The sequence below is a fragment of the Streptomyces sp. NPDC093111 genome, from assembly GCF_040683955.1.
Classification (GTDB): domain Bacteria; phylum Actinomycetota; class Actinomycetes; order Streptomycetales; family Streptomycetaceae; genus Streptomyces.
In genome coordinates, this window is the sequence record NZ_JBFBNW010000019.1 from 65,015 (window position 1) to 86,090 (window position 21,076).

The window sequence follows — 21,076 nt, forward strand, 5'->3', positions numbered from 1 at the left end:
GTCCACGAATGGGCCGCGCGCCGTATGGGCGGCTACTCCAGCAGGATCTCTTCAGGGCGCCGGTTCGTGACCGCGGTCTCTCGCACGGTCAGTATGTGCTCGATGCAGGCTTCGAGGTCCCCGCCGTGGTCGTCCCGGGCCATGCTTCTGAGCTCTCGGGCCAGATCCTTTCCGTTGATGAGGACGATCGGGTACTGGTCTTCAACCATCTCGGTCTGCGCGGGCACGGAGTAGGACCCAGTCGTGACGTAGACGCCGATCCAGCCCCGCCGGAGCCTGGCCACGACGCGGGCGATCTGCTCGGCAGTAACGAGGTTGTCGAGCTTGACGCACTTCGCCTGTCCGAGGACAACGAGACTGGTGCCGGCCAAGCCACTACCGATGTCGAGCCGACCCACGAAGTCGGCACCTCCGTCGCCCGAGCGTCGGGTGAGCCACCCTTCGACGTAGCTGTTGCCAGCGCCGCGCAGAACCCGCGACGCGACCGCGGAGGCGACGGCCTCGAAATCGTGCTTACGTCCGTCGAAGTACTTGTAGATCAGTTCCAGATCCTTGGCCTCGGGGCTGCCAGGAGTGGGACGCTGTTCGGGCACCTTGGTCACCTTGGCCCGAGCGACCCGCCGCCGGAGCCGGGGCAGTGCCGAGTTGCCGTGCTTGACCCACTCGCGCCAAGCCTGCGGGGCGAGGTCGAGCGATGCCGCGTCGCTCACGGACTTGTCCCGACGGGCGTCGATCCAGGCCCAGGAGACCTTGTCGTCCTCGTCGGTGAGGTCGATGAGAGCAATGTCGTACACGTAGTTCGTGAACGTCGTGTGTTCGCTTCCACCCCACTGCACGAGCCGCTCTGCCCGTTCGATCACGCCCAGCCCACAGAACTCGACGTGTCCCTTGACCTTTCCGCTGCGCGAGACCGCACGGAACAGCAGCAACGGGACAGCGCCGGCTCGCTCCTCCGGGGTGTGCCCCTGGTGCCCGGTGAAGGCGTCGAGGAGCGCCGCGTTGCCGTTCGTCTTGCCAGGTTCGACGGTGGTGGTGGCCTTATGGTCACCGAAGTAGCGGACGTGCCCGTTGTCCATGTCGAACACGTCGTGCCAAGGAGTCTGCTCGGTGCCGGCTTTCCACGGGCTCGACCGGATGAGGATCACCGGCCGCCTGTCCCCGCCCGGCGCGCGGACCTTCGCCATGCCGTTGATGCCGGCCTCCAGCAGGGCACGAGGGAGCTCTGGTGAGTGGGTTTCATGGTGGAAGTTGGGATACCCACCCAACATCGCGGGGTGAGGATCCTTGCCAGTGGCGTAGCGATACACCTGACCCACACGCAACTGACCGCCCATGCGTCCCCCTCCACAGTGCTGACCCCAGAGTGAGTCAGTGACACTAGCGGCCAGCACCGACAACGTGGTCAGCCTGTTCAGCCGAGTGAGCGGGCGCCGAAGTTCTCGTGTGCTGCCTGGCCAGGTCTATGAACGCATGCCTGAGAACGGTTGGCCCCGCAGCCGGCCTACGTGGCAGACGCGCCAGGAGGGGGGGCGGCATCGACACCTCAGGGCGGTTGGATCGCGAAGTTGTCGTGAAGACAGAACGACCGGGCCAATGTGTGATGTACATCACATTCTCGCGTCGAGCGTGAGGGGTGTTGGGGTGTGCTGACATCACTCTTTTGACGGAGTGTGCGCTGTCAAAAACCTGAGGATATCGCCCAAAGGGCACCTCGAATGCTACGCTGCGTAGTCAAAATCCTTGCGCCACCCCCACTTGCCGCTACGCTCCGGCGCTACGCTAATCGCAAGCGATTCCGGAGCGTAGCGGCAAGTGCCGGGCTTTATCGAAAAGGAGTCCGATTTGCCCGATTTCTTTACTGAAACTTTACCTTGTGGTGAGCTGGTGCGTCACGCTTCCGGCGCCCTGACCTGCAGGAACGTGAATGTGCCCCGGTTGACTTCAGTACTACTTCTGCAATCATCGGAGTCATGAGCACGCGATTCGCCGACCAAGTCCCGTTCTCCGAGCTCATGCGTAAGCAGAGTGAGGTGGCCGATAAGGCTGCCCACGGTAAGGGGGTACTGCTGCGCCGTCGTAACGAAGAAGATCTTGTGCTGATGAGTGCTGCCCATGCTGAGTCCACTGCTAAGGGCTTCAGCGTCGCCAGCCGCATGTTCGTGTCCCTCATGAAGCACGATGCCGGCGCTAGGGAGCTGCTGATGGTTCTGCCTGACGTGTTCCCGTGGGTGCGTTACCTGCCGGATGAGGATGTGCGCGAGTTCCTCGTGGATCTCGTGGAGACCATCCACGCGTGCGATGACCTAGACAACCTCGCCCCGCTCGAGACGGCTGTAGCCGCTTGGCGGAGTACTGCCGAGGTCTATGCTGACCCCAAGCTGCGCGCTGCGCTGACTGAGGGGGAGCTGGATGATCACGGACGGGTCGAAGTCTGCTGACCCGATAGGGGTGTTCGCCTGGTGAGTGGGGGAAGGCGGGAACGAGTCGCTCCTCCGCCGGTTGGTGACGAGTGGGACGTCAAGTTCGGCAAGTCTGACGTGAAGCGGGGCTGGGACGAACTTTGCCGGACGGCCAAAGGGAACGCCCGGAGGGCATTCGACGCCCTTCGGGCTGACCCTTGCCCAGCTCTCGAGACCCCTCGCCAGCACCGTTTGAAGGGCAGTTATAAGACCGCCACCTTCGACGGGCAGGAGTACCCCCTGTGGCAGTACGAGGTTACGGCGGGTGGTCGCATCTGGTATTGCGTCGACAAGGCCAAGCGCATCGTCTGGCTGCTTCATGCGGGGCCCGGTCATCCCAAGGGCACGGAATGACACCGATCAGCGGCATTCGGGCTGCGACGTCGGTCCCTACTGCCTTCCCCTAACTCTCATCCCGTCTGCCGTCGGCCCACACATCGTGGAGCAGGCGCGGTGCCGGGCGTCCAGGTGGAGCGCGCCACTGTACGAACGACCTGGACGCCCGGTGCCGTGTCTGCTCGGCTCTGCCTGGGTCGACGGCGGACGGGATGAGAGTTCCCCATCGCCACTCCCCACCGGCCGGCACTCGCGTACGGTGCCCCCGCCATCCTGGAGCCGGAGCGCCCCCGCCGGAGGCATCCCTCTTTGACCGTCACTCGTCTCCCTCCTCAGCTCACCCCCGCTGTTGCCTGCGCCCTTGCGACGGGCGGGCCTCCCGCATGGCCGGTGCGTCTGTGATCGCTTGCTGATGGCTTGGACGCTTACCTGTTCGGACGTGGTCTCGTCCTGGCCATGCAGGAGGGCTGTTCCTGGTGCGGGTTGTCGGGGTGGGGTGTTGTGCTCGGTCCGGCGCATGTTTTTGCGGGTCAAAGCGTGAAGCGGATCATCCCGTGGCAACGTGAGGTGGCGCGGGGCCGGGGCGGGGGCGGAGCGGGCCGCAGGCAGGAGCGCAGGCCCCAGTCCCGAGTCCGCGCCGGCCCGCTGTGCGGGCCGGTGGGGTGTGATTCGTAGCGAGCGGCTGGGACAGCCGACTGGCCTGCGCGCCGGATGCCCGTAGGGCAAGAGCCCCCGCCCTCCGGCCACCGTGTCCGGGAGCTGGGCTCCTAAAGACCGGTCGTGGGAGTTGATCGCGAACGGGGCGGGAGCGTCGCATGCCGCGGGCGGTGGTGCAGCACTACGCGGCCCGGAAGCTGTGGGGTCTGGCCCCCGGCATCTGCCGGGCGCGAGGAAGCGCAACATGGCTCCTTCTCCCCATCCCCTTCCCCGCCCGGAAGGGCGGGCCTTGATGAGGTAGAGAAACCTGTAACAGCTCACCCCGAAACAGGGCTCCTGCACGCGCCGTTGCTAGTCGTGGAGCGTTCAGCCGTCGTCTGGCCCAACCTGATCAGTGCTCGGTCTCCTGCGGCCAGTACCGGGGTTCTGTCACCCGTTGTTGAGCTTAAGGGGGTGCGGGAGGGGCTCCCACTCCGGCAGCCAGTCGGTGGCTGTCCCGCCGGTTAGCGCGAGGTGGAACCAGTCGCTGAAGCCGAGATCGGTGTCGTGCCAGTCTGCCCAGCCGCGGCGGAACGCCGAGACAGTCCAGGTCCCGCCCTCGTGGGGAACGAGGAACAGCTGGTCGCCTTCGATCGTGTTCCCCCAGACCAGGGCCCCGCCCGGGGTCGGAAGGACCATGTGGGGAACCGTCCGGGACGCCTCCAGCTGCCGCCCCATTCCGTCGGCGTATCTGCGCAGCGTTCTGGCCCCGCAGAAGTAGATGTAGTCCGAGACGACCGTGTCGCCATACGCGCCGGCGATCGCGATGAAGTCCTCAGGGAAGGCGACCGACCAGGACGAAGCGATCTCCTTGATCAGATGCTCTTCGTCCTGCCTAACGGGAGTCCCGAGCAAGGGGACGAAATCGCTGACAGTCTTCACCTAGTCTCCTGCGCGTCACGGGGGCGGCGGCTTGGTGGGGCCAACTTAAGCCGTTGCTCGGTGAGGCCACTTGCAGCCGTCACCCGGGGCCAAGAAACACCGCCCTAGAGGGTTCGGCTGCTGGCGGCCTGGCCTGCCTCGTCTCGGATCAGGCGACTAGTGAAGCCCCCTCGGCACAGCCGCTCGTACGCGTCGAGCACGCCCTCCGGTACCTGCTGGCTGATCATGAATCCCTGTTCCGGGTAGATCAGCAGCCGCTGTAGCGCGCCTACGAGCATGTCGATCACCAAGCGGGCGTCGCCGATCGAATCGACGTAGTCCTGAAGCGTCATCGGGCTGGAGGCGCTGACGAACTCGACCTCGGGCCACAGTTTCCGCGCCGTCGCGTAGGCCCGGCGTTCCTCGTACGGCTTGCTGATCAGGAGAACAGAAGACACGTCGATGCCGGCCTCTTCGAGCAGGTCCCGGGAGAAGCGGATGTTCTCGCCCGTGTTCCGGGCGCGCGGCTCCACCAGTACGGCCGAGCTGGGGACACCGAGCTCGATCGCCCTCTCCTGGTAGTGCACGGCTTCACCGCGGGGCATACGTTCCCGTGTCGTCGGGCTGGTGGCGCCGGTGAATACGAGAAGGGGAGCCATGCCGCGCTTGTACAGGTCGACCGCGGTGTCTGCCACCCCTAGGTCGTGGCTGCCAAGCCCGATTGCGACCGAGCACGGCCGGGGGGTGTGCCCCATCTGGTGGTAGTCCCACAGGAGCTGTGTGTCTGCCCAATCCTGCGCGGAGATCACTTGACGTCTGCCCTGTCCTTGGCGGAGTCCGGGACCTTGAAGTCGTACTCCCAAGCGAACCGCGAAGCCGCGTGGATGCCGATGGCGAACTCGACCACGGTGCCGGAGGCCGTGTACGTCGTCCGATGTAGCTCGACCACTGCCTCGCCGGGGGGAAGCTGTAGGAGCTTCACCTCGTCCGGCGTGGGCGTGCGGGCGAAGAGCTGTTCCTTCATGTGGTCGATCTCGTAACCGGCGTCGTACAGGACGCGGAAGCCTCCACCTCGGCCGGCCGGACCGGGCATGGGGTCGACGATTCGGGTTCCTTCGACGTGCTCAGGGCGGTAGTAGCTGGTCAATGAGTGCGTCGGCTGGTCGCCTTCCTTCACCAACCGCGCGCGGGCGTAGACCGGAGCTCCGACGGCGAGTCCGTGTGCGGCTGCCACTTCGGGGGATGCCTCGACGAGACTGACCGTCTGCGTCTGTTCGTTGCGGCGATACGCCCGTCCGGAGGCCACGCGATCTGCGATGAACGCCACCTCGTCGCCGTCTCGCCACTTGGCCTTGTCGTATCGAGCGATGCCGAGTCGCTTGAGCGGCACCTGTTGACGAACCACAGTCCCGTGGCCACGGGATGACGTGACGAGCCCCTCCGTCTCCAGAGCCTTGTACGCGGCGTGCACTGTGGCCTTGGAACCCTCGCCGGCCTCGACCAGCTCCCTGATCTGCGGCAACCGCTGGCCCGGCTGGTACTCACCACTTCTGATCTGCTCAGCCAGTTTGTCTGCCAGCTCCCGCCACTTGGGCGCCATCTCGAACCCCTCTCGACGAGATCTAGTCAAACACAGTCCTAGGACTGTTGACAGTCCTAGGACTGCGGGTCACTATCTACTCAAGCCGCTCGCAGTCCTAGGACAGCGGGGCTGGTGGCCCTCTTCTGGGCTGCCTCGACGAAGTAGGAGTGCTCATGCCGTCCTTCAAGATCGATCTTTCGACCGCCGTCGTGTTCGTGGCGACCGCGCCGACGCCGAAGCTCGTGAGCAAGCAGACCGGTGAGAGGGCCGTGGATCGGGAGACCGGTGCGGGGCTGTCCACGGTGGGTCTGCTCATCTCGGACGAGGGGGAGGGCAACCTGTACCAGGTGACCGTCCCGGAGACCGGTCTCCCGGAGAGTCTGACGCCGGGCACCCCGGTGTCGGTGATCGGACTCAAGGCCAGGGACTGGGAGAACACGTTCAACGGCCAGACCCGGCACGGCATCTCGTTCCGCGCCGTCGCCGTTACGGCCGGGGTCTGATCGTGACGGACCTGTCGACTTTATGGGAGGTCGGCCTCCCGCTGGCCGGTGCTGGTGGGCTCGGGGTTGCGAGGGTTCGCGCTCCCCGCGTCTACTGGTCGCTGGTCGGGCTGCCGGTCGCTCGGGTGCGGTTCGCGATGACGTACCGCTCGACGATGGACGTGTGCGGGCTGACGGTGCAGCCGTCCCGCCTGCGGGCGTTCATGGTCCGCACGGTCGCCCGCCGTGGTGACGTGCAGCCGGTGCCGCCGAAGATCCGTCGGGTTCGGGGCTCGTCGACTGGGATGCGGGTCACCCTCCGTCTCCCCGCCGGCTTGGAGCCCGCCGATGTGATGGCGTCCTCGGAACGGCTGCGGCACGCCTGGGGCGTCCATTCCGTGAACGTGGTGGAGACCAAGCCGGGGTACGTCGAGCTGCGGATGACCGGCTACGACGTGCTGCGGCGGGTGAAGATGCCGCGCCGGAAGCGCTCCTTGGGGCCGCTGACGGTTCCGGTCGCGCTGCGGGAGGATGGCACCGCGTTCGTCCGGGACTACCTGAAGGTCCCGCATGCGCTGACGCTCGGCGCCAACCAGTCGGGCAAGTCCATGTACCAGCGCAACCTCATCGCCGGGCTCGCCCGCCTCGATGTCGCCCTGGTCGGGATCGACTGCAAGCGCGGTGTCGAGCAGCGCGGGTACGCGCCGCGGCTCTCCGCCTTCGCCATCACTCCCGATGAGGCCTCCGGTGTCCTGGATGCTCTCGTGGGGGAGATGGAAGAGCGCTTCGACCTGCTCAGCGAGTACGGCGCCGCCGACATCTGGGCCTTGCCCGAGAAGGTCCGTCCGGTGCCGGTCGTGCTCCTCGTGGATGAGGTGGCGGAGCTGTTCCTCGTGACGGGGAAGAAGGACGAAGAGCGCCGGGACCGGATGGTCACGCAGATGATCCGCCTGGGGCAGATGGCCCGCGCGGCCGGCATCTTCCTGGAGATCTGCGGGCAGCGCTTCGGCTCCGACCTCGGCAAGGGTGCCACCACCCTGCGCGCCCAGCTCACCGGCCGTGCCGTGCACCGCGTCAACGACAAGCAGACCGCCGACATGGGCTTGGGCGACATCGCCCCGGACGCGGTGGTCGCGGTGACGACGATCCCGCCCGACAAGCCCGGTGTCGCGGTCGCCGGTGACTCCTCCGGGGGCTGGTCCCGCATCCGCACCCCCGAACTGTCCGCGGCCGAGGCTGCCGCGATCTGCGCCGAGTACGCGCACCTCACCCCAGTCCTTCCGGCCCTTGCGCCGTATCGGCCGGTGATACTCGCTCAGGCCCCGCCGGTGGAGTCCGTGCCGCTGGTGAAGCCGGTCCCGGCGACGGACTAGCGGAGCTCTCCCTCCTCGGTCGGCGTGACCGTCTCACGCCAGGTCCCTACCCGACCTATGCCCGAAACCGAAGGGAACCGCCCGTGAACACCACCAAGAAGACCCCGGCCCCGCGCCGCCGCACGACCAAGCCCGCGTCCGCCCCGCCGTCCTGCGGCACCTGCGACGGCACGGGGGAGACCACGACCGCCGTCCGGGTCGGGCGCAAGCGGCGGGAGATCGGCGCCACTCAGACCGCGCTGTGCTCGGACTGCTTCGGCACCGGCACCGCCTGACCCGAAAGGAGGCGGACTGGTGTCCCGCACCCTCCGCTTCGACGCCGTCCTCATCCAGGCCGTCATCGCCGGGGCCCTGTCTTTCGCCCACCTGCACGATCTGGCTGCGGCGGCCGGACAGGATGGCTGGAAGGCGTGGGCCTACCCGGTCAGCGTCGACCTGCTCCTTGTCGCCGCCTGGCGCCGGATGCGGACCAACTCCGGCAACAGCGACGCCTGGCTGTGGTTCGCCATCGCCCTGACCGCATCCCTCGGCGCGAACATCGCCACCGCCGGACTCCTCGACATGAACAACATCCCGGCCTGGCTGCGCATCCTCGTCGCCGGATGGCCCGCCCTCGCCTTCCTCGGCGGCACCCTCCTCGCCCACGCCCACACCCCCGAACCCAAGCCCAACCCCACCCCGGCCGTCGAGGACGAACCGCTCTCCGGGCCGCCGGTCGTGGACCTTGCCGTCGAGCGGGTTCAGGAACCTGCCCCCGAACTCCCGCCGGCCGAACCCGAGCCGGAGGAAGTGAAGCCGGATGAGGAGGCGCATTACCTCCCGGCGGAGCCCGCTCCCGTGGCGCCCGCGGTGACTGTTCCGCCCGCACTGCTCGACCACGCCCGGAAGATCGCGGACACCCACCAGGCACAGACCGGCGCCCCGATCGACGCCGCGACCCTGCGCGCTCGCCTTGGGGTACCGGCCCCGCTGGCCGACGCGATCACCGTTCAACTCGCCTAACTCGAAAGGAGATTGACCTCGTGCGCCCGAACCGCTTCTACAACGTCATCCGCATCGGACCGGTGCAGGTCGGCACCCACCGCGACCGCCTGGGCCGGACCAAGCACACCGCCGTGTGCACCGCCCCCGGCTGCGACTTCGCCACCGCCCCGTACGCCAGCCGCGCGGCGGCCGAGCTCGCCGCCCGCACCCACCGCTGCAACCCGCGCTGACCCGAAGGAGCCCCTTCTCGTGGACGTTCCGCTCTGGCTCGCCCTGATCGTCGTCGGCGCCCTCGGCATCAAGCTCATCCGCCCGCCCTGGTGGCTCGTCGCCGTGATCCTCCTCGGCGGCTACCTCCTCGCCGACAGCATGATCGCCCCGCTCATCGACCCGATCAACAAGTAGGGAGAACCGCCATGCTCCGACCCCGCATCCCGGTCAACCCGCTCCCGACCGGCATCGTCACCCCGCTCATCCACCCCACGCCCGCCCCCACCGGCGCCGTCGAGCTGCACCACACCTCCGAGCTCGTGGACTGCGGCCACAACCACAGCCACACCCCGGCCCCGGTCACCCCGGCCCGTTCGACGGTCCAGCTCACCCCCGGCAGCGCGCTCGCCCTCGTGGCCGGTGGCGGTGCCGTGGTCCTGGTCGTCGGCGCCGTCCTCGTCTCCATGCTCCTCGCGGTCGCCATCACCGCCACCTCGGTCGCCGTGTGCGCCGTCGTCCTCCGCTCCCTGCTCAACCAGGAAAGGAACCGCTGACATGGGCCTCTTCAGCCGCAAGACCAACGACACCCCGGCCAACCCGCAGATGGCCGAGCTGGGCCGCGAGTTCGCCATCGCCCGCCGCCACGGCGACCGCAAGACCATGCGCCGCATCGGCCGCGAGTACACCAACACCGCCTCCACCGACGCCGATGCCGCCTCGTTCCAGCAGGGCCAGAACGCCTACGACTCCATCCCGCCCATCAAGCCCGCCCGGAACCGCCGGAAGAGCCGGTGACCGCCATGGACACGTACACGATCGCCGCCGCGGGCTTACCGGCCCTCGGCTGGGCTCTGCACGGCGGACTGCTCCTGCGCCGCCTGGCCACCGCCCGCCGCGACCCCCTGACCGGCCTGCACACCCGTGCCGGATTCACCGCCCACGCCGACCACCTCATCACCCGGCACGCCAACGCGCTCGTGGTCCTGGTCGACCTGGACGACTTCAAGGCCATCAACGACACCCACGGCCACGCTGCCGGGGACGTTGTGCTCACCGCGACCGCCCGCCGTCTCGCGGACTGGTGCGGACGCCACGGGATTGCCGCCCGCCTCGGCGGAGACGAGTTCACCGCCATCGTCACCGACCCCGCCCGCACCGCCGGCCTCGGCGCCCTCCGGGACGCCCTCGACGCCCCGGTCACGCACGACGGCCACACCCTTCGGGTCTCGGCCTCGGTCGGCCACTGCCACCGCGAACAGCTCACGGTCCCGGTCCTCACCGACGCTCTGTCCGCCGCCGACGCGTCGATGTACGCGGTCAAGGGCCACGGCAGGCGCAACACACGCTAAGCGGCCCCCGGGGCGGCCTCGGTCGCCAAACTTCCGCCGCCCCGGGCGCCTGAACCCCATTCCAGATCCAACGGACCCGAAAGGGAGAGCTCATCATGCCCCAGACCACCCAGGCCCCGCGTATCTGCCGCGACTGCGACGGCTTCGCCACCGCCACCATCACCACCGGCCTGCGCACCGCCGACGGCACCCGCGACACCATCCCGGTCCACTGCCGCACCTGCCGCGGCGCCGGCCACACCACCCCCGCGGCCCTCGCCCGCGCCGGGAAGTGACCGCGTGGCCCTCCTGGACTGGCGCTCGCCCGAGCACTTCGACCACTCCGGTGACAAGCCCTGCGTGATCTGCACCAAGCCCACCCCGCTCCGCTCCGACCGCGGCAAGCCCGTCCACAAGGTCTGCGCCGAGCAGTGGATCGACGATCACACCCGAAAGGAGAACGACCAGTGACCACGACCGTCCGCCCCCGCGCCTTGGACCTCTTCTGCTGCTCGGGCGGGGCTGGCAAGGGCTACGACCTCGCCGGGTTCGAGGTGGACGGCTGCGACATCGCCGACCGCCCCAACTACCCCTTTGCCTACCACCGGGGCGACGCCCTCGAATACCTCGCCCACCTGATCGCCACGGGCGACATCGAGCGGTACAACCTCGTGCACGCCTCGCCGCCCTGCCAGGCCGGCTGCTCCGTGACCGTCGGCACCAACGCCTCCAAGGGCTGGGGCGGTGCGCACGTGGACCTCGTCGCCCCGACCCGCGAACTGCTCGACGTCTGCGGCCTGCCGTACGTGATCGAGCAGCCCAACGGCCGCGCCGTGATCCGCAAGGACCTCACCCTGTGCGGCGAGATGTTCGGCCTGGGTGTCCTGCGGCACCGGAACTTTGAACTCGGCCGCTGGGCCACCGCCAAACCGACCCACCCGCGCCACCGGGGCTACGTACGCGGGCACCGCCATGGTGTGCGCCGAGAGGGCCCCTACGTGGCTGCGTACGGCAAGGGAGGCGGCAAGGCCACCGTCCCCGAGATGCAGCACGCCATGGGCATCACCTGGACCGACGTCCGCGAGGAGCTGACCGAGGCCATCCCGCCCGCCTTCACCCACTGGATCGGCACCGCCTTCCGCACCGCCCGCCAGGAGGTCTTCGCGTGATCGACTCCGCCACCTTGGCGGCGGGCCTGGACCCGGCCACCCTGAGCGATCTGCTCCGGGTCGCCGGGTCCCCCGGCTTCGACCGCCTCACCGAACAGATCCGCCGCACCGGCGGATGCGCCGCCCCCATCCGCCTGACCGGCGGCACCAAGCTCCTCGACCCCGCCACGAAGACCGTTCTCCACGCCTACACGACCGACGCCGAGCCGGGCGGCGTCCTGCGCGTCGCCTGCGGCAACCGCCGGGCCTCCCGCTGCCCCGCCTGCGCGTGGACCTTCGCCGGTGACACCTACCACCTGATCCGCGCCGGACTCCTCGGCGCCCCCGACAAGGGCACCCCCGACACGATCCGCGACCACCCCCGCGTCTTCGCCACTCTCACCGCCCCCTCCTTCGGCCCCGTCCACAACCGCCCCGGCAACCGGCCCTGCCGCTGCGGCACCCGCCACCCCGAAGACGCTCCCGAACTCGGCACCCCGCTCAACCTCGCCGCGTACGACTACGCGGGCGCCGTGCTGTGGAACAACCACGCCTCCGAGCTGTGGCGCTACTTCACGATCTACCTCCGCCGCGAGATCGCCGCCCGTGCCGGCCTCACCCAGAGAGCCGCCCGCGAACAGTCCCGCGTCTCCTTCGGCAAGGTCGCCGAGTACCAAAAGCGCGGAGCCGTCCACTTCCACGCCGTCATCCGCTTCGACGGCCCCGAAGGCCCCGACACCCCGCCCCCGGCCTGGGCCACCCTCGCCCTCCTCACCGACGCCATCCGCGCCGCCGCCAGCCGCGTCCGCGTCGTCGTCCCCGCCGCCCCCGCGCACGGCATCACCGACGACCTGGCACTCACCTGGGGCGAGCAGATCGACGTCCAGCCCATCGGCGCCTTCGGCCAGGGTGAGGAACTGACCGAACAGGCCGTCGCCTCCTACGTCGCCAAATACGCCACCAAGGCGGCCGAGACGACCGGCACCGTGGACCACCCGGTCGGCAACAAGGAAGCACTCGTCCTCCTCGGCGTCCCGGACCACCCCCGGCGCCTGATGGAAGCCTGCATGGACCTGGACGCGGCCTACCCGGACCGGCGGCTCCGCGCCTGGGCCCACATGCTCGGCTTCCGCGGCCACTTCTCCACCAAATCCCGCCGCTACTCCACCACCCTCGGCGCCTTACGTCAGGTCCGCGCCGACTACCGCGCCACCCAACAGCGCACCGCCCTCGGCCTGCCCGACCCCGACGAACACCCCGAAGCAACCGTCCTCGTCGTCGCCCACTGGGCCTACGCCGGCCACGGCCACACCCCGGGGGAGTCCTGGCTCGCCGCCAACATCCACCGCGACATCCAGCACAACCGCGAAACCGCCCGTGAGATCCGCGCTGAACTCGACCTGGAGGGGGAGCTGACGTGAAAGACGAGCTCATGACCGTTCGCCAGATTCTCGCCGAGCTGGGTGGAGTCTCGCGGCGGACCTTCTACCGCTGGCGTGAGTTGGGGCAGGGGCCGGCGGCCTTCAAGCTCCCCAATGGGGAGCTCCGAGTCTGGCGGAGCGACTTCGCCACGTGGCTTCGAGAGCTGGAGGCGGCTGCGTGAAGTCGCTCGATGTGAAGGTCTGGAGCGTCCGTAAGCGGGACACCAAGACGCCCTCGTACGGTGCCCGCTGGTCGGTGGCGGGCAACGTCTTCTCGGAGTCCTTCCGTACCAAGGCGCTTGCAGATCACTACCGCGCGAAGCTCATGAGAGCGATGCGGGACGGCGAAGAGTTCGACACAGAGTCGGGCCTGCCTGGCTCGATGGATGAGAAGAAGTCGGCCGTGTCCTGGTACGACTTTGCCCTCAGGTATCTCGCGTTGAAGTGGCCGCATGCCGCCCCCAATACGCGAGACGGCATCAATGAAGCGCTCACCAGCGTGACGGTGGAACTCTGCGATGACCGTCCTGGGCGGCCGGCCGACGAATTGGTCCGCAGAGCCCTGCGCAACTGGGCCTTCGTGCTCCCTGGGCCTGGCGAGCGAGAGGTGCCGGACGACGTGAGGAACGTCCTTCACTGGGTATCCAAGGCGTCTCGGCCGCTCGGTGATCTCGCTGAGCCTGCCACGGCCCGTGCGGTGCTCGATGCCTTGAAACTCAAGCTCGACGGGACTTCGGCCGCCGCGGAAACCGTGCGGCGCAAGCGTCGGACCCTCGTAAATGCAGCGAACTATGCAGTGGACCTGGGGGAGCTGCGGGAGAACCCGATCACGGCTGTCCGCTGGCAGAAGCCGAAGGTGTCCAACCAGGTCGACCCTCGCGTCGTCGCCAACCCGGAGCAGGCTCGCAACCTCCTGGTGGCCGTTTCCTACGTCGGCGGGCACCGGCGTGCTCGCGGTCGTCGACTCGTCGGGTTCTTCGCCGCGATGTACTTCGGTGGCCTTCGCCCGGCAGAAGCCGTAGGCCTGGCCGAGACGGACCTCGCCCTTCCAGAGCAAGGCTAGGGTACGGCACTCCTTCATCGGACTCGACCGTCAGTCGGCAAGCAGTGGACTGATTCGGGGGAGACCCATGACGACCGCGGGCTGAAGAACCGACCGACCGAGGATGTTCGGCGTGTGCCTGTCCCGCCCCAGCTGGTTGCCGTTCTCCGTGAGCACTTGAACACCTTCGGCACAGCGGGCGACGGGCGCCTGTTCTTCAGTGAGAAGGGCTCGGTGGTTCCGTCCTCTACCTACTACCGCGTGTGGCAGGAAGCCCGGCTCCTCGCGCTTCCGCCGGCCTCCGCTGCCTCGCCGCTCGCGAGTCGGCCGTACGACCTTCGGCACTCAGCGCTGTCGACCTGGCTCAACGCAGGCGTGGACCCGACTGAGGTGGCGGAGCGCGCCGGCAACAGCGTTGAGGTGCTGTTGACCCGCTATGCGAAGTGCCTCGACGGGCGTCAGGATGTCGCCAACCGGCGCATCGAGGGTCTACTCCGCGAATACGAGTGAGCCGTCCCGTCCCAACACTGAGGCCCCAGGCGTGTCGTCTGGGGCCTTCCTCGTTTTGAGCTTTACCTGCGGTGGTGCTTCCTCACTTGCGCGGGCAGTTTCGCTTGTCATGCCCGCGGTAGTCGCACACGCTGCACTTCCCAGCGTTGGGAGAGACGCCGCACGACCGCTTGTCGTGCCCTCCCTCGCCGCACCAAGAGCAAGTGCGGGTCCCGCTCGCGCTCATTCTTGTCCTCCGTGTTGTCTGTCGCTGACCGCCGTCGCGAGGGAGTCTAACGTTGCGAACCTTGCCAGTTCGGCGTTTTGTCAGACGAACAGCCATATGAGGCAAGCGAGTTTGCCAAGTGACCTCAGATCATCCTCCCCCTCACGGGAGCGGATTTTTCGCGGCACGCCGGCATTGCCTGCATCGACAGCACCCATGATCTCCCGGCTCGCCGGGGCTGTATGACGCTGCTAGGCAGTCGGTCCTCACCTGCAGCGATGCCCCAAGATCCCGTCCACGCCTCGTCCACAGACCGCGACATACGGTGGCTCAGCCCGGCACCCGCCCGCGCATACAACAGGACCCCGCGTTCAGCGTTTCCGCTGATCACGGGGTCTGTTTGGCACTTCTTGCGAAGTGCCCCCGGCAGGATTCGAACCTGCGCACACGGCTCCGGAGGCCGTTGCTCTATCCCCTGAGCTACGGGGGCGTCCGCCGCGTTCGGCGGCGACGGGTTGAACACTACCAGCTCGTGAGGTGTGCCTGTGAACAGGTATTTCCGCCGCGTCACCAGGGGGTGTTCGCTCGGGTGGGTCGGAAGTGGGCAAAAGCCGGACGTGGCCCTTCCCGTAGACCTACTCTCGACGTGTGTCAGGCGTGTCGGGGCGGGTGCTCGTTGTCGATGACAACAGGGTGATCCGCCAGCTGATCAGGGTCAATCTCGAACTCGAGGGGTTCGAGGTCGTGACCGCGGCCGATGGTGCCGAGTGTCTGGATGTCGTGCATCGGGTCTGTCCTGATGTCGTCACCCTCGATGTCGTCATGCCCCGTCTGGACGGGTTGAAGACCGCCGCTCGCCTGCGGTCCGATCCACGGACCAGTCATCTCCCCGTGGCGATCATCAGTGCCGGCACCGAATACGAGAGGGAGGGCGGCGCCTCCGGCGTCGACGCCTTCCTCGCCAAGCCCTTCGAGCCGTCCGAGCTCGTGCGGGTCGTGCGTCAGCTCATGCACCGCGAGCGGCGCGGGCAGCACGGCGAGGGGGCGGGCCAGGAGCAGGAGGGCGGCGAGGAGCCGCCCGCAGCCCGGAGCACGCGCGGCCGGGTGCGCTAGGGCGCCGGAGCGCGCGGCTGGGTGCGCCGGGGGCCCGGAGCGTGCGCGGTTGGGTGCGCCGGAGGCCCGGAGGGCTCTCACGTGCGGAAACGTCGGGGCGGTCGTCCTCACCGCCCACATGCCGAAACCGGTTCGCGTTCTCACCCCCCTCCTCCCCTAGGCTGGTCCCGTGACCCCCGCGGACCTCTCCCTCACCGTGCTGCACGCCGTGCGCCGTGCGGTCGACGAGGGTGCGCTGCGGGTCGACGTGCCCCCGCGCGTCAAGGTGGAGCGGCCCCGGCCGGGCGGTGTCGGCGATTACGCCAGCAGCATCGCCCTCAGCCTCGCGCGGCCCTCCGGGCGGAAGCCCCTCGACGTCGCCGGGATCCTCAAGGAGCGGCTGCACGGCAGCCCCGGGATCCGTGCCGTCGACATCACCGGGCCCGGGTTCCTCAACTTCACCCTCGACGTCGGACAGGGCGCGCGGCTCGTCCGGGAGGTGGCGGAGGCGGGGCACCGGTACGGGTACTCCGACGCGCTCGCCGGCACTGTCGTGCGGCTCGCCGATACGGGGGAGGACCGCGCCCGGCTCGTCGGCGAGACCGTCGTCCGGCTGCTTCGGTCCCAGGGGGCCGACGCCGAGGTGGGCGGGGCCGGGGCCGGGGCGAGTGAGCGGATCCATGTGCTTCCCGCTCCCTTCGCACGCGATCTCCTCGGTCCCGACGCCGCCCGCTGGGCGCTGCTCCGGCCCGCGCCCCACGACCACGCCCTCCCCGGCGGTCCCCTCCTCGTCCAGCACGAGCGCAACGCCCTCTTCCGCGTGCGGTACGCCCACTCCCGCGCCCGCGCCCTGATCCGCAACGGCGCACAGCTCGGCATCCGGGCCGGGTACGAGGCCGACCTCCACGACGTCGACCTTCGCGAGGCCGACCTCCGCGCCGCCGACCTCCGCGCCGCCGACCTCCGCGCCGCCGACCTCCACGCCGTCAACCTTCGCGAGGCCGACCTCCGCGCCGCCGACCTCCACCAGGCCGACCCCCACGCCGCCCAGGTCCACGGGCCCGCCTCCGCCCTCCTCGACCTCCTCGCCGATCACCCCGCCGTCCTCCTCGCCGCCGCGCGCCTCCGTGCGCCCGACCGGGTCGCCCGGCATCTCGAAGGTGTCGCCGACGGGCTCCTCGGGTTTCAGCACGCCGTTCTGCCGCTCGGCGACGAGAAACCCTCGGCCGCCCATCGTTCCCGGCTCGCGCTCGCCGAAGCCGCCGGGACGGTGCTGGCCGGTGGCCTCTCCCTGCTCGGCATCAGCGCACCCGACCAGATCTGAAAGAGCCAGTCGCCATGAGCCGTTCCGCACACCCCGCCGGGCCCCGTCACGCCGATGTCCTTCCCGAGGGGCACTATTCCGCCCCGCCCGCCGACCTCAACCAGCTCGACCCCAAGGTCTGGGCGCGGACCGTCGGGCGCGACGAGCGGGGGGTCGTGACCGTCGGCGGCATCGGAGTCGACGCGCTGCAGCGGGAGTTCGGCACGCCCGCGTACTTCCTCGACGAGGACGACTTCCGGGCGCGCTGCCGGGCGTGGGCCGACGCCTTCGGCAAGGACGCCGACGTGTTCTACGCCGGCAAGGCGTTCCTGTCGCGGGCCGTCGTGCGGTGGCTCAAGGAGGAGGGGCTGAACCTGGACGTGTGTTCCGGGGGCGAGCTCAGCACCGCGCTCTCCGCCGGGATGCCCGCCGAGCGGATCGCCTTCCACGGGAACAACAAGACGGAGGACGAGATCCGGCGGGCCGTCGAGGCCGGGGTCGGGCGGATCGTGCTCGACTCGTTCCAGGAGATCGTCCGGGTCGCGCACATCGCGCAGGCGCTCGGCAAGCGGCAGCGGGTGCAGATCCGGGTGACGGTCGGCGTCGAGGCGCACACCCACGAGTTCATCGCCACCGCCCACGAGGACCAGAAGTTCGGGATCGCGCTGGCCGGCGGGCAGGCCGCGGAGGCCGTGCGGCGGGCGCTGTCGCTCGACGGGCTCGAGCTCATCGGGATCCACTCGCACATCGGGTCGCAGATCTTCGACATGGCCGGCTTCGAGGTGTCCGCCCGGCGCGTGGTGCAGCTGCTCGCCGAGGTGCGGGACGAGCACGGGGTCGAGCTGCCCGAGATCGATCTCGGGGGTGGGCTGGGGATCGCGTACACGTCGGACGACGACCCGCGTGAGCCGCACGACATCGCCAAGGCGCTCTCCGAGATCGTCACGCGCGAGTGCGAGGCCGCCGGCCTCGCCACGCCGCGGATCTCCGTCGAGCCGGGGCGCGCCATCGTCGGGCCCACCGCCTTCACGCTGTACGAGGTGGGGACGGTCAAGCCGCTGGAGGGGCTGCGCACGTACGTCTCCGTCGACGGCGGCATGTCGGACAACATCCGCACCGCGCTGTACGACGCCGAGTACAGCGTCGCCCTCGTCTCCCGTACGAGTGACGCCGAGCCCATGCTCGTACGCGTCGTCGGCAAGCACTGCGAGAGCGGCGACATCGTCGTGCGCGACGCCTTCCTGCCCGCCGACGTGGCGCCCGGCGACCTGCTCGCCGTGCCGGCCACCGGGGCGTACTGCCGCTCCATGGCGAGCAACTACAACCACGCGCTCCGCCCGCCCGTCGTCGCGGTGCGGGACGGCGAGGCGCGGGTCATCGTGCGCCGTGAGACGGAGGAAGATCTCCTGCGTCTCGACGTCGGATGATGAAATAGTCGGGTGATGGAATCGATGTCTCACGATCCGGACCGAGGGCGGAATCGCCCGTCCGGTGAGTGAGACTGGTTCCCACCGTAGGAACCGTAGCGATACGAAGATCGAGAAGTACCGAGAAACGAGGTCGGATGATGCGTACGCGTCCGCTGAAGGTGGCGCTGCTGGGCTGCGGAGTGGTCGGCTCAGAGGTGGCGCGCATCATGACGACGCACGCCGACGACCTCGCCGCGCGCATCGGCGCTCCGGTCGAGCTCGCCGGCGTGGCCGTCCGTCGGCCCGACAAGGTGCGCGGCGGCGTGCCCGCCGAGCTGATCACCACCGACGCCACCGCCCTGGTCAAACGCGGGGACATCGACGTCGTCGTCGAGGTCATCGGCGGGATCGAGCCGGCCCGCACCCTGATCACCACCGCCTTCGAGCACGGCGCCTCCGTCGTCTCCGCGAACAAGGCGCTGCTCGCCCAGGACGGCGCGGCGCTCTACGCCGCCGCGCAGGAGCACGGCGAGGACCTCTACTACGAGGCCGCCGTCGCCGGTGCCATCCCGCTGATCCGGCCGCTGCGCGAGTCGCTCGCCGGCGACAAGATCAACCGCGTGATGGGCATCGTCAACGGGACGACCAACTTCATCCTCGACAAGATGGACACCTCGGGCGCCGGTTACTCCGAGGCGCTCGACGAGGCCACCGCGCTCGGGTACGCCGAGGCCGACCCGACCGCCGACGTCGAGGGCTTCGACGCCGCCGCCAAGGCCGCCATCCTCGCCGGGATCGCCTTCCACACCCGCGTGCGCCTCGACGACGTCTACCGCGAGGGCATGACCGAGGTGACCGCCGCCGACTTCGCCTCGGCGAAGCAGATGGGCTGCACCATCAAGCTGCTCGCCATCTGCGAGCGGGCCGCCGACGGCGAGTCCGTCACCGCGCGCGTGCACCCGGCGATGATCCCGCTCAGCCACCCGCTCGCCTCCGTCCGCGAGGCGTACAACGCCGTCTTCGTCGAGGCGGAGGCCGCCGGGCGGCTCATGTTCTACGGCCCCGGGGCCGGCGGCGCGCCGACCGCGTCGGCCGTCCTCGGCGACCTGGTCGCCGTGTGCCGCAACAAGCTCAACGGGGCCAACGGTCCCGGCGAGTCCGCGTACACCCAGCTGCCCGTGAGCCCCATGGGCGACGTGGTGACGCGGTACCACATCAGTCTCGACGTGGCCGACAAGCCGGGCGTCCTCGCCCAGGTCGCGACGGTCTTCGCCGAGCACGGCGTGTCGATCGACACCGTCCGCCAGACGGGCAAGGACGGCGAGGCCTCCCTCGTCGTCGTCACCCACCGCGCGCCCGACGCCGCCCTCTCCGGGACCGTCGAGGCGCTGCGCAAGCTGGACACCGTCCGTGGTGTCGCCAGCATCATGCGTGTTGAAGGGGAGTAAGGACCCATGACCACCAAGGGCACCCACCAGTGGCGCGGCATCATCGAGGAGTACCGGGACCGTCTTCCGGTCACGGACACGACGCCGGTCGTCACGCTCCGTGAGGGCGGCACGCCGCTCGTCCCCGCTCAGGTGCTCTCCGAGCGCACGGGATGCGAGGTGCACCTCAAGGTCGAGGGCGCCAACCCCACCGGCTCCTTCAAGGACCGGGGCATGACCATGGCCATCAGCAAGGCCAAGGAGGAGGGCGCGCAGGCCGTCATCTGCGCGTCCACCGGCAACACCTCCGCCTCCGCCGCCGCCTACGCGGTGCGCGCCGGCATGGTGTCGGCGGTGCTCGTCCCGCAGGGCAAGATCGCGCTCGGAAAGATGGGCCAGGCGCTCGTGCACGGCGCCAAGATCCTCCAGGTCGACGGCAACTTCGACGACTGCCTCACGCTGGCCCGCAGCCTCTCCGAGAACTACCCGGTGGCGCTGGTCAATTCGGTGAACCCGGTGCGTATCGAGGGCCAGAAGACCGCCGCCTTCGAGATCGTGGACATGCTGGGCGACGCCCCCGACATCCACGTGCTGCCCGTGGGCAACGCCGGCAACATCACGGCGTACTGGAAGGGGTACAAGGAGTACGCCGCCGACGGCATGGCCGGCCGCACCCCGCGCATGTGGGGCTTCCAGGCCTCCGGTTCCGCGCCGCTCGTGCGCGGCGAGGTCGTCAAGGACCCGTCGACCATCGCCACCGCGATCCGCATCGGCAACCCGGCCTCCTGGGACTACGCGATCGCCGCGCGCGACGAGTCGGGCGGCTTCATCGACGAGGTGACGGACCGTGAGATCCTGCAGGCGTACCGCCTGTTGGCCGCTCAGGAGGGCGTCTTCGTCGAGCCCGCCTCGGCCGCCTCGGTGGCCGGTCTGCTGAAGGCCGCCGCGCAGGGCAAGGTCGACCCGGGCCAGCGGATCGTCTGCACCGTCACCGGCAACGGCCTCAAGGACCCCGACTGGGCCGTCGCGGGCGCTCCGCAGCCCGTCACCGTCCCGGTCGACGCCGCGGCCGCCGCCGAGCGGCTCGGCCTGGCCTGACCTCAGGCGCCGTACGGTTCCCGAGCGGGGTCGCACCCGATCAGGAACCCACATAGGCGCACAGGTTGGCGCGCGACACGCATCGTGCGCCTCCTGTGCGCCCTATGTCG

At 69.3% G+C, this 21,076-nt stretch carries 24 protein-coding genes, 1 tRNA gene and 1 pseudogene; 21 read left to right on the forward strand and 5 right to left on the reverse strand.

Annotated features, from left to right (window positions below):
• Nucleotides 1-32: 32 nt before the first annotated feature.
• Complete coding sequence (locus AB0Q96_RS29750; RefSeq protein WP_365330783.1) at nt 33-1,334, reverse strand: restriction endonuclease; 1,302 nt, start codon at nt 1,332-1,334, stop codon at nt 33-35.
• 636 nt (nt 1,335-1,970) lie between these two features.
• Between AB0Q96_RS29750 and AB0Q96_RS29755 the strand changes: the two genes are divergently transcribed.
• A complete protein-coding gene (locus AB0Q96_RS29755; protein WP_365330785.1) occupies nt 1,971-2,438 on the forward strand; it encodes a hypothetical protein in 468 nt (155 codons plus the stop codon).
• A 1,443-nt stretch (nt 2,439-3,881) separates the two neighbouring features.
• On the opposite strand, the gene AB0Q96_RS29760 is transcribed toward AB0Q96_RS29755, so the two are convergent.
• The 3 genes from AB0Q96_RS29760 to AB0Q96_RS29770 all read right to left on the reverse strand — a co-directional run bounded on the left by AB0Q96_RS29760 (nt 3,882) and on the right by AB0Q96_RS29770 (nt 5,952).
• Nucleotides 3,882-4,373 carry a hypothetical protein gene (locus AB0Q96_RS29760; RefSeq protein ID WP_365330787.1) on the reverse strand — a complete coding sequence of 164 codons (492 nt, stop codon included), beginning with the start codon at nt 4,371-4,373 and terminating at the stop codon, nt 3,882-3,884.
• Nucleotides 4,374-4,477: 104 nt separating this feature from the next.
• A complete protein-coding gene (locus tag AB0Q96_RS29765; RefSeq protein WP_365330789.1) occupies nt 4,478-5,161 on the reverse strand; it encodes a YdcF family protein in 684 nt (227 codons plus the stop codon).
• Nucleotides 5,158-5,952 (reverse strand): GntR family transcriptional regulator, encoded by a 795-nt coding sequence (locus AB0Q96_RS29770; protein WP_365330791.1) that lies wholly within the window; start codon nt 5,950-5,952, stop codon nt 5,158-5,160. Before AB0Q96_RS29770 ends, AB0Q96_RS29765 begins: the two co-directional genes overlap by 4 nt.
• Before the next feature lie 155 nt (nt 5,953-6,107).
• On the opposite strand from AB0Q96_RS29770, the gene AB0Q96_RS29775 reads away from it, so the two are divergent.
• From AB0Q96_RS29775 to AB0Q96_RS29845, 15 genes and pseudogenes are all read left to right on the forward strand, one after another.
• Nucleotides 6,108-6,437: a hypothetical protein gene (locus tag AB0Q96_RS29775; protein WP_365330793.1), complete on the forward strand. Its 330-nt coding sequence runs from the start codon at nt 6,108-6,110 to the stop codon at nt 6,435-6,437.
• A gap of 2 nt (nt 6,438-6,439) precedes the next feature.
• Complete coding sequence (locus tag AB0Q96_RS29780; RefSeq protein ID WP_365330795.1) at nt 6,440-7,789, forward strand: FtsK/SpoIIIE domain-containing protein; 1,350 nt, start codon at nt 6,440-6,442, stop codon at nt 7,787-7,789.
• 83 nt (nt 7,790-7,872) lie between these two features.
• Nucleotides 7,873-8,064, forward strand: a complete 192-nt coding sequence (locus AB0Q96_RS29785; protein WP_365330797.1) for a hypothetical protein — start codon at nt 7,873-7,875, stop codon at nt 8,062-8,064.
• Nucleotides 8,065-8,083: 19 nt separating this feature from the next.
• Nucleotides 8,084-8,791: a DUF2637 domain-containing protein gene (locus AB0Q96_RS29790; protein ID WP_365330799.1), complete on the forward strand. Its 708-nt coding sequence runs from the start codon at nt 8,084-8,086 to the stop codon at nt 8,789-8,791.
• Between the two features lie 20 nt (nt 8,792-8,811).
• Complete coding sequence (locus AB0Q96_RS29795) at nt 8,812-9,003, forward strand: mobile element transfer protein (RefSeq protein WP_046909124.1); 192 nt, start codon at nt 8,812-8,814, stop codon at nt 9,001-9,003.
• A gap of 19 nt (nt 9,004-9,022) precedes the next feature.
• Nucleotides 9,023-9,178, forward strand: coding sequence for a hypothetical protein (locus AB0Q96_RS29800; protein ID WP_165590964.1), 156 nt, complete (start codon nt 9,023-9,025; stop codon nt 9,176-9,178).
• 11 nt (nt 9,179-9,189) lie between these two features.
• A complete protein-coding gene (locus tag AB0Q96_RS29805) occupies nt 9,190-9,537 on the forward strand; it encodes a SpdD-like protein (protein WP_365330801.1) in 348 nt (115 codons plus the stop codon).
• Between the two features lies 1 nt (nt 9,538).
• A complete protein-coding gene (locus AB0Q96_RS29810) occupies nt 9,539-9,778 on the forward strand; it encodes a hypothetical protein (protein ID WP_365330803.1) in 240 nt (79 codons plus the stop codon).
• A 5-nt stretch (nt 9,779-9,783) separates the two neighbouring features.
• Entirely contained in the window at nt 9,784-10,332 is a 549-nt protein-coding gene (locus AB0Q96_RS29815; protein ID WP_365330928.1) for a GGDEF domain-containing protein, read from the forward strand.
• A 95-nt stretch (nt 10,333-10,427) separates the two neighbouring features.
• Nucleotides 10,428-10,607: a hypothetical protein gene (locus AB0Q96_RS29820; protein ID WP_365330805.1), complete on the forward strand. Its 180-nt coding sequence runs from the start codon at nt 10,428-10,430 to the stop codon at nt 10,605-10,607.
• 4 nt (nt 10,608-10,611) lie between these two features.
• Nucleotides 10,612-10,782 (forward strand): hypothetical protein, encoded by a 171-nt coding sequence (locus tag AB0Q96_RS29825; protein ID WP_365330807.1) that lies wholly within the window; start codon nt 10,612-10,614, stop codon nt 10,780-10,782.
• Nucleotides 10,779-11,480 carry a DNA methylase gene (locus AB0Q96_RS29830; RefSeq protein ID WP_365330809.1) on the forward strand — a complete coding sequence of 234 codons (702 nt, stop codon included), beginning with the start codon at nt 10,779-10,781 and terminating at the stop codon, nt 11,478-11,480. Before AB0Q96_RS29825 ends, AB0Q96_RS29830 begins: the two co-directional genes overlap by 4 nt.
• Nucleotides 11,477-12,880 carry a replication initiator protein RepSA gene (gene repSA, locus AB0Q96_RS29835; RefSeq protein WP_365330811.1) on the forward strand — a complete coding sequence of 468 codons (1,404 nt, stop codon included), beginning with the start codon at nt 11,477-11,479 and terminating at the stop codon, nt 12,878-12,880. Before AB0Q96_RS29830 ends, repSA begins: the two co-directional genes overlap by 4 nt.
• A gap of 11 nt (nt 12,881-12,891) precedes the next feature.
• A complete protein-coding gene (locus tag AB0Q96_RS29840) occupies nt 12,892-13,062 on the forward strand; it encodes a helix-turn-helix domain-containing protein (protein ID WP_046909197.1) in 171 nt (56 codons plus the stop codon).
• A pseudogene (locus AB0Q96_RS29845) lies at nt 13,059-14,432 on the forward strand (site-specific integrase). Before AB0Q96_RS29840 ends, AB0Q96_RS29845 begins: the two are co-directional and overlap by 4 nt.
• A 623-nt stretch (nt 14,433-15,055) precedes the next feature.
• Here the strand turns inward: AB0Q96_RS29845 and AB0Q96_RS29850 are convergent.
• Nucleotides 15,056-15,127 (reverse strand) — tRNA-Arg (locus tag AB0Q96_RS29850).
• Nucleotides 15,128-15,285: 158 nt separating this feature from the next.
• Here AB0Q96_RS29850 and AB0Q96_RS29855 point away from each other — a divergent pair.
• The 5 genes from AB0Q96_RS29855 to thrC all read left to right on the forward strand — a co-directional run bounded on the left by AB0Q96_RS29855 (nt 15,286) and on the right by thrC (nt 20,966).
• A complete protein-coding gene (locus AB0Q96_RS29855) occupies nt 15,286-15,750 on the forward strand; it encodes a response regulator (protein ID WP_365330813.1) in 465 nt (154 codons plus the stop codon).
• A gap of 169 nt (nt 15,751-15,919) precedes the next feature.
• Complete coding sequence (gene nrtL, locus AB0Q96_RS29860) at nt 15,920-17,053, forward strand: ArgS-related anticodon-binding protein NrtL (protein ID WP_365330815.1); 1,134 nt, start codon at nt 15,920-15,922, stop codon at nt 17,051-17,053.
• A 14-nt stretch (nt 17,054-17,067) separates the two neighbouring features.
• Complete coding sequence (gene lysA / locus AB0Q96_RS29865) at nt 17,068-18,459, forward strand: diaminopimelate decarboxylase (protein WP_365330817.1); 1,392 nt, start codon at nt 17,068-17,070, stop codon at nt 18,457-18,459.
• A 137-nt stretch (nt 18,460-18,596) separates the two neighbouring features.
• Nucleotides 18,597-19,889, forward strand: a complete 1,293-nt coding sequence (locus AB0Q96_RS29870) for a homoserine dehydrogenase (protein WP_365330818.1) — start codon at nt 18,597-18,599, stop codon at nt 19,887-19,889.
• Between the two features lie 6 nt (nt 19,890-19,895).
• Entirely contained in the window at nt 19,896-20,966 is a 1,071-nt protein-coding gene (thrC, locus tag AB0Q96_RS29875) for a threonine synthase (protein WP_365330819.1), read from the forward strand.
• Nucleotides 20,967-21,076 lie beyond the last annotated feature (110 nt).